1 protein-coding gene and 1 pseudogene are annotated in these 1,481 nt (G+C 74.5%); one reads left to right on the forward strand and one right to left on the reverse strand.

The genetic code is table 11. The features are described from left to right. Positions 1–306 (reverse strand): annotated as a pseudogene (locus AE652_RS48875) (ATP-dependent DNA ligase); the annotation flags it as partial. 453 nt (positions 307–759) lie between these two features. Between AE652_RS48875 and AE652_RS41295 the strand changes: the two are divergent. After that, positions 760–1,239 (forward strand): GNAT family N-acetyltransferase, encoded by a 480-nt coding sequence (locus tag AE652_RS41295; RefSeq protein WP_049661127.1) that lies wholly within the window; start codon positions 760–762, stop codon positions 1,237–1,239. The last annotated feature ends 242 nt before the right edge of the window (positions 1,240–1,481 follow it).

Raw genomic sequence — 1,481 nt, forward strand, 5'->3', positions numbered from 1 at the left:
AACGTGGCCCGCTCCGGCGGCCGCTCCACCGACCACCGCGTCCAGCGCCCCCTGCCGCAGGTCCCCGACCAGCACCGCCCGCAGGAACCCCTGCTCCTCCGCCGTCGCCCGCGCGAACAGCCCGTGCAGCAGCCGCCGCCGCTCCGCCTGTGCCCCGGCCCCGTGCACCCCCGCGATCCGCTCCAGCTCCCGCTCCACCTCCCGCACCCCGAGCGAGGCCTCCACCGCGGGCCCGGGCAACCCCCGCAACGCCGCCGGCCCGATCCCGGTCCGCAACCGCTGCGACTCCCCGGACAGCAACGCCACCGCCGCCGCCCCCTCCACCGGCCCCAGCCCCCGCAGACAGCCGGCCAACAACCCTGTCTTCGCCCGCCGCCCCGCCTCCGCCGCCACCTCCCGCGACACCGACGCCAAGCTCGACAACCCCGCCACACCACCACCTCCACCCCTCTCAGCATCCGCCCCCACCCCCACCCCCGCACCCGAGCACCCGCGCAGCCGTCGCCCAGCCGGGCCCGGCCCGGCCCCCGTGTCCACCCGCTCGCGCGCCTGGCGGGCCGGTGTCCGAGACCGCCACTGCCCCCGCCCGGGCGGTTGGGCTGATCGGGGCGGTGCTGCGTCCGGGGGTCCTGGCCGGGGAGGCAAGGCGCCGGAGTGGCGTAGCGGGTACGTGCTCTTGGCCGGGGCGGTGATCCGCGGCGGGGCGACGGGGCGTCATGCTGGGTGGCTCGTACCGCCCCCTGAGTGATGGAGACCGAGATGAACGACACCTCCACGGCCCGTTGGAGCGTCGGCGTGCCCGAGGCCGGTGACTACCCGGCCTGGCGTGAACTCTTCCGTGGGTACTGCGAGTTCTACCGGGTGCCGATTCCGGAGGAGAAGGCCGAGCTGGTGTGGTCCTGGGTGATGGATCCGGGGCACGAGGTGGCGGGGCTGCTGGTGCGGGACGGGGAGGGGCGGCCGGTCGGGCTGGCGCACTACCGGCCGTTCTCGCGGCCGTTGCACGGGGCGGTCGGGTGCTTCCTGGACGATCTGTTCGTGGCGCCGGAGGTCCGCGGCGGCGGGGCGGTGGACGCGTTGTTGGGCCGGCTGCGGGAAATCGCGGCGGAACGCGGGTGGAACACCGTCCGCTGGATCACCTCTGAAGACAATTACCGGGCCCGTGGAAAATATGACAAGGTCGCCAATCAGACCAGGTTCATCACCTACGACATGGCTCCGGAGGCACCGGCCGGCTGAGACCGCGGCCTGGCCTCCGGACATTCGTTCGGAATTTCTGTTATCGGCGCCCCGCCGGGAGGTCTCCCATGTGTCGACACCCGACCAGTCGACCCGGAACAGAAAGCGTGGCCACGTGAACAGCGACGACAGGACGACCATCCTCCCGGCGAGCGGGGGCGGCGCCGGCAGCGACAGCGAGCATGGGGCCCGCGGCCGCTCCGGTGGCCGGGCGGCGCGGCGGGCTGCCGAGCGGCACGCCG

This window comes from Kitasatospora sp. MY 5-36, assembly GCF_001182915.1.
Taxonomy (GTDB): domain Bacteria; phylum Actinomycetota; class Actinomycetes; order Streptomycetales; family Streptomycetaceae; genus Kitasatospora.

Excerpts from the sequence above, each read along its gene's own strand:
- AE652_RS41295 (WP_049661127.1), top strand. The coding sequence starts at position 760 with ATGAACGACACCTCCACGGCCCGTTGGAGCGTCGGCGTGCCCGAGGCC.